Below are 5,562 nucleotides of genomic sequence, written 5' to 3' on the forward strand. Positions count from 1 at the left end.
AATGGACTTTTTTTAATATTTGAACGAAGTGTTCAATTTGATTTTACAATCCGCCATTTTCTTTGTTCAAAAATAAAAATAGACAGAAAAAGACGGTCAAGCAACTCAAATTAAGAGTTGGATTGATCGTCTTTCAGTATCTAAGGGTTAGTTTTTTCCCAGACACAATGACCTTTTTTGATCTATCAGCTGACGTCAACTTTCATCTGGTAAAAAGCCGTGTTCGATAATCAATAACTGGCGTGCCATCGTCTCAACCACGGACTGCAGATCTTCAAACTTGCGATAATGGCCACTGGCAATGAGTCTGGTGGTGACCGCCGTTTGTTGGGCGATTAAGGCAGAAACGACACCGAAAACGTCATCGACTGACAGGCCCTCACGACGAGGCAGCTGTTCAATTTTCTCGCGAAAAATGCGATCGATTTCAGCGGATATGGCAGTTGTTTCTTGCTGCACTTGTTGTCGCAACGGTTCGGGAAAATGCGGTAAATCAGCATAGGCTTGCATTATCAAGCGGTATTCAGCTGGGAATTTGAATTGTAGTTTCAACTCATACTTAACTGCAGTGGTCATCATGGCAGCCAAGCCAGGGGCATTCTGCCACTTTTTAGGGTCCATGTGATCATAAATTCGATGATAGGCATATTTGAAAGTGTCAAGATACAGCGCTTGTTTATTGCCAAAATAATGGAAGAGCAAGCCCTTAGATACTTGTGCTTGGTTGACAATCTGATCGGTTTTGCTCTTGATGAAGCCTTGCTGGCCGAAAATTTCCGTCGCTGTTTTGAGGATTCGGGTGACCTTTTCAGGATCTGTCACAACATTTTTCATAGGCTCAAATCCTGACGGCGATAACCAGCAATGCCAAGAATAAATAATACTATAGCGCTAACAACCATCACGATTAGCCATGTTTGATCAACGTTTTCAACCGGTACATTGGCAATCCAGCCAAAAGGTGTGAAGTTGCCTGCGTGTTTTGGCAAATCAAACAATCCCCGGAAAATTTGAACGATCAGACCGGCTCCCATATACAGCCAGAATAGACTGCTTAAGCGTGGCCACAGACCGACTAGTGCGATGCCAAGGGCGATAAACGATATCACAGCCGGAACGCTAGCCACGAATAGGCGACCGAGGTACTTGAGCGGCAACGGGTGACTGAGAACAGTGTTCCCAGTGAAGAACAAGGCCAGCAGCCCAGCAGAAAGGACGAACACGCCTGCCAGCAGACCAAAGCAATAGTAGCTGACACTGATCGTGGTTCGCGTTGGCTTTTCGGCATGAATGACGCTCAAGTAACCAAGGTTGTCATCGCGTTTGAGTCGGAATGCCACTTGGACGCCAGCAGTCACGGCTAATGCGACGAAAATGCCGAGATACATGCCTAAGAATGACAGGACCATGGTCTGATTGGCAGCGTTGATTTGGCCAACATCTAGTATTTTACGATAAAGCGGATTCGTTTTAAGAATGTCGCCAACGCTGCCGAGCACACTACCCATGACGCCGCCAAACACCACGGCGCCGATTAACCACCCAGCAAATAATCCGCGCTCAGTTCGCCACAGTAAGGCAGGGATCGAGCGAAGCCAGCCGGCAGCTTTGGCTCGGCCGGTGCGTTCAGCAATAATCCCGGCGCCCAGATCGCGGTTGCGGGCAATCATGGTGACGCTGGCCGCAAGCAGAATGCTGACCAGTAAGGCCAAACCTAAAGCCCAGACGTTGTTATCAGTATAGAAGTTTGCTTTTTCGAACCAACCAATTGGTGATAACCACGTCAGATTTTGATGCTGGATATCGGTGACCAGCCGAACCAAATAAGCGGCAGTCAGCACCATGTAGCTCAACATATTGGCTGTACGTGTGTTATTGGTTAGTTGCGCGAATAGCAACGCAATGGCTCCGAATAGCAAGTTGGCGATCACCATCCCCAGTGAAAACAGGAAGTCACCGTACAAGTCAGTACCACCCATGTTGACAGCGGCCAACGAGACAAAATAGAGGATACCCATTATGGCACTGTCGATGAGAAGCTCAAGCGAAGCGGCGGTGATGGCAGCCGTTCGCCCAACATTGCGAGCGCGAACCATTTCGAGCAAGCCACTTTCTTCTTGACCGCGGGTGTTGCGAATCATCAGCGGCATAACCCATAAGGCCTGCAAAATAATCATGAAGACGACCATCACACCAGCAAACACAATCGCTGTGTTATACGTGTCCACCTTTGGCATCGCGCCAAACATTGCCGCCATGCCCGGCGCTTGCAGCATTTTGACAATCTCTTTAGAGCCCGAGGCCCCGCCTGCAAAGTCTGCTTCCAATTTGCCAGCACCACTGGCAATCATCATGATCAAAATGACAAGCCAGATGAGTGAAAATTTTAGATTTTGTTTGAGGTTTGCCCGAAGCAGATAACCTGCGTTCCGATTACTGTGCCGCATGAGTCTCACCTTGCTTTCCATAATAACGCAGGAATAAATCTTCCAGCGTTGGCGGCGTTGATTGCATGTCGACCACGGTGTTGGCGGCCAGTGTGGTCATGATGGTGCCAAGCGCGTCTCGATCAGCGGTGAAAACCGCCTTGGTGTGCTCGGAATCGCGATAAGTGAGGTCGTGAACGCCAGCTTGCTTTGCCAAAGCAGTCATTGGGGTAGCGGTGGTGACTTCAATTTTGATCCGCGATAGATGCCGTAATTGATCAAGATTGCTGCTCTCAATCACACTACCATCACGGATGATAACAATTGAATCACACATTCGCTCGACTTCGGACAAAATGTGGCTTGATAGCAGCACACTTTTACCGGCTCTTTTCAGTTTTAAAACTTCTTGCTGGAAAGTCTGTTCATTTAATGGATCAAGCCCAGAAGTGGGTTCATCAAAAATATACAAATCGGCATCTTGCGACAACGCAGCAATTAACGCTACTTTTTGACGATTGCCTTTTGAATAGGTACGAGCTTTTTTCTTCGGATCAAATTCAAAGGCCTTGATTAGTTCATCGGTCTTTTGATTATGCTGGCGGCCATTTAAACGTAGCAATAGGTCGATAATTTCGCCGCCAGAAAGATTTGGCCATAAATAAACGTCCCCAGGAATATAGGCGATGCGTGGATGAATCGCCGCATCATCCCGCCAGGCATCTTTGCCGAAGACGGTCACTGAGCCGCCACTCTTTTTTAATAAGCCTAAAATAACTCGAATGGTCGTGGATTTGCCGGCCCCACTAGGTCCTAGAAAACCCAGAACCTGACCGGGTGCCAACGTGAAACTGACATCTTTTAATGCGGCAAACTTGCCAAAGTTTTTTTGAAGATGGTCAAGTTCGATAATAGCTGTTGTCATTTTTGTCATCCTCCTTAAGGTCAAACTTGAAACACGTTTTAATATGTCGGTATCTGATCGACCTTTTCAGTATAGTCGCGATTGACTGACGAGTCAACGAATTATTGACTCGTCAGTCAATTTTTTTGTGACGCCGGATTTACAATGTAAGTGCAACACCTAAATAACTAGACCAAAAAGGCCATGAAGCCTTAAACTTATAAGTGACAAAACCAATAAGTTAGGACGGACTTCATGGCCCAATCTAAAGATACCATCAAAAAATCTTAGAAACTGTTTAGTATCTTTTGAGAAGTAACCTGATAAAAGCTAACGAAACCATCATGAGACTAGTGTTGAGCTTACGCTCACAGTTACGCCATAAACGATGATAATTTCCCAACCAACTAAATGAACGTTCAATGAGCCACCGTTGGGGGATAACCGAAAATTGGTGTAACTCATTTCATTTAACGACGATTACCTTGGCTGAGGTTAAACTGCTAATCTCATTGGCAAAATTTTGGCCGCATATTCTCTAGCCGCTTGTTTATTCCACCAAGCGCCAATTCAGCCACTCAAGGTGTCTATTTTTGCTTCTAAGCGATTTTAAAGCTATTTTAATATAATTATGCATGTAATACTTAAAACGGCTTAAATGAGCTTATACGGCGTTTAATTCCAATAAAGCTCATTGTCAGTGTTCTGTTCTTCGGGGTGTTTGGCCGCATATTCTCTAGCCGCTTGTTTATTCCACCAAACGCCAAATAGGTTTTGCATGGTGCCGTACAAGTAGTTCTCAACATTCTTGATGTGCTTCTCATTGCTTCTTAGGGCGTTAAAGTAGCGTCTCAAGGCTTTAGTCATTAAAAGTTTCAGTTCCTCATCATCAAGTGGGATTATGACACCAATATCTTTGTGATCTTTCTCAACTCGGTACTTAGCATTTAAGATAATGCCAATGAAGCGCCGCATTTGTTGTGGGGTACGGCACCAAAAGCTAAGTAGTTGAACAGCTTCGGGTTCTAAGAAAACTGGTAAGCCACTGTCTTCATCAGTTAAGAAGTCATTAGCATGGTGCACCAAATCCTGGTTTTGCTTTTCTAGTTCTGCTGGTGAGAATTGGGCTGTGGAAAAGTCCACTTTTGAGTATCTATATTGTATCTATTAGTATCTATGTTTTTAAAGTCTTTATATAGATCGTGTCTATTTTTTAGACTTTCGCTCGTAGCAAGGGTTTGCGGGGTGTCATCAACGGACTTTCGCGAAGGTCTAATTTTTAGACTTTCGCTCGTAGCAAGGGTTTCAACGGTCTCCCGCGAAGGTCTATTTTTTAGACTTTCGCTCGTAGCAAGGGTTTGCGGCTCTTTTTGGCCATATTCACCGCGTAAATAGACGTCCGTTGATCGCATATCTAGTTCGGCCAGGTAAAGTCGGTTGGGTTCATTTTTCCCTGTTTTGGGATTAAAATGCATGGCTTTTTGATAAAGTAAGCCAGCTTTTTCTAGTTCTTTCTTGACGTTGGCTAATTTTCCCTTTGAACAGTTGAACAAGTCCATTAATTCTTGATTGGTGAAAATAAAATAGACGTGACCTTCCTCATCAATCCAGTGATTGCGTAAGGAATACTCGAGCCGATCTTTCAGTACCATATAAGCCAACTTGGCTTCACTACTTAAATACCGATATTGTTCGCCATACATCAATACTTTGGGAAACTGAAAGAACAAGGCCCCATAAACGTTGTCAGCTTGATAAAACTTAAAATTTGTTTGATCCATTATAAAAACTCCCTTTCTTGACTGACACACGCTGTCTCAAAAGAGAGTTGCTAAAACATTCGACTTGCATTACAATACAAATCTGATATGATCTAACTGAATTACAAAGCCTCACGGCTAAATGAATGCTTTGTAATTTACCAGCATGTGTCTGTTTGTGAGTTGCCCAGTCGGCAACTTTTTTAAGTTCTAACAACAAAAAATGGACTAAATAGCTCTGGTTAGCTACTTAGTCCATTGACTTTAATTTGTTTTTAACTATCCTTAACTTGTCCTTGGGGACTAGTTTGCGGTATAATTAACCTACAAATTAAGAACAATGTTCAGTCGATTTTAACTTGGCGGTGAAAATCGACTGAACCTAAGTAGCTGCCTTATAGCTACTTGCTAAACCCAAAGTGTCTGGGAAAAAACTAATTCTCAGACAGGAAAAAAGAACGATGATTTCCTA

Annotated in this window: 5 protein-coding genes and 1 pseudogene; all 6 read right to left on the bottom strand. The window is 44.1% G+C overall.

Annotation, left to right across the window (positions count from 1 at the left end):
- Positions 1 to 195 precede the first annotated feature (195 nt).
- A complete protein-coding gene (locus CP355_RS09285) occupies positions 196 to 834 on the bottom strand; it encodes a TetR/AcrR family transcriptional regulator (RefSeq protein ID WP_098044395.1) in 639 nt (212 codons plus the stop codon).
- Entirely contained in the window at positions 831 to 2,447 is a 1,617-nt protein-coding gene (locus tag CP355_RS09290) for an ABC transporter permease (protein WP_098044396.1), read from the bottom strand. Before CP355_RS09290 ends, CP355_RS09285 begins: the two co-directional genes overlap by 4 nt.
- The gene (locus CP355_RS09295; protein WP_098044397.1) at positions 2,434 to 3,351 is read right to left on the bottom strand and encodes an ABC transporter ATP-binding protein; all 918 of its coding nucleotides are present in this window, start codon (positions 3,349 to 3,351) and stop codon (positions 2,434 to 2,436) included. Before CP355_RS09295 ends, CP355_RS09290 begins: the two co-directional genes overlap by 14 nt.
- 277 nt (positions 3,352 to 3,628) lie before the next feature.
- Positions 3,629 to 3,796: pseudogene (locus tag CP355_RS09300) on the bottom strand (transposase); the annotation flags it as partial.
- A 209-nt stretch (positions 3,797 to 4,005) separates the two neighbouring features.
- Positions 4,006 to 4,305 carry a replication protein gene (locus CP355_RS10835; RefSeq protein WP_369823216.1) on the bottom strand — a complete coding sequence of 100 codons (300 nt, stop codon included), beginning with the start codon at positions 4,303 to 4,305 and terminating at the stop codon, positions 4,006 to 4,008.
- A gap of 128 nt (positions 4,306 to 4,433) precedes the next feature.
- The gene (locus CP355_RS10840) at positions 4,434 to 5,111 is read right to left on the bottom strand and encodes a replication initiator protein A (RefSeq protein WP_369823215.1); all 678 of its coding nucleotides are present in this window, start codon (positions 5,109 to 5,111) and stop codon (positions 4,434 to 4,436) included.
- Positions 5,112 to 5,562 lie beyond the last annotated feature (451 nt).

Origin of the sequence: Lactobacillus sp. UMNPBX4 (assembly GCF_002554115.1) — a bacterium.
GTDB lineage: Bacteria > Bacillota > Bacilli > Lactobacillales > Lactobacillaceae > Lactobacillus > Lactobacillus gallinarum.

Bases quoted from the DNA above. Each gene is read 5' to 3' on its own strand.
- CP355_RS09295 (WP_098044397.1), bottom strand. From the start codon at position 3,351: ATGACAACAGCTATTATCGAACTTGACCATCTTCAAAAAAACTTTGGC.
- CP355_RS09290 (WP_098044396.1), bottom strand. From the start codon at position 2,447: ATGCGGCACAGTAATCGGAACGCAGGTTATCTGCTTCGGGCAAACCTC.
- CP355_RS10835 (WP_369823216.1), bottom strand. From the start codon at position 4,305: ATGCGGCGCTTCATTGGCATTATCTTAAATGCTAAGTACCGAGTTGAG.
- CP355_RS09285 (WP_098044395.1), bottom strand. From the start codon at position 834: ATGAAAAATGTTGTGACAGATCCTGAAAAGGTCACCCGAATCCTCAAA.
- CP355_RS10840 (WP_369823215.1), bottom strand. From the start codon at position 5,111: ATGGATCAAACAAATTTTAAGTTTTATCAAGCTGACAACGTTTATGGG.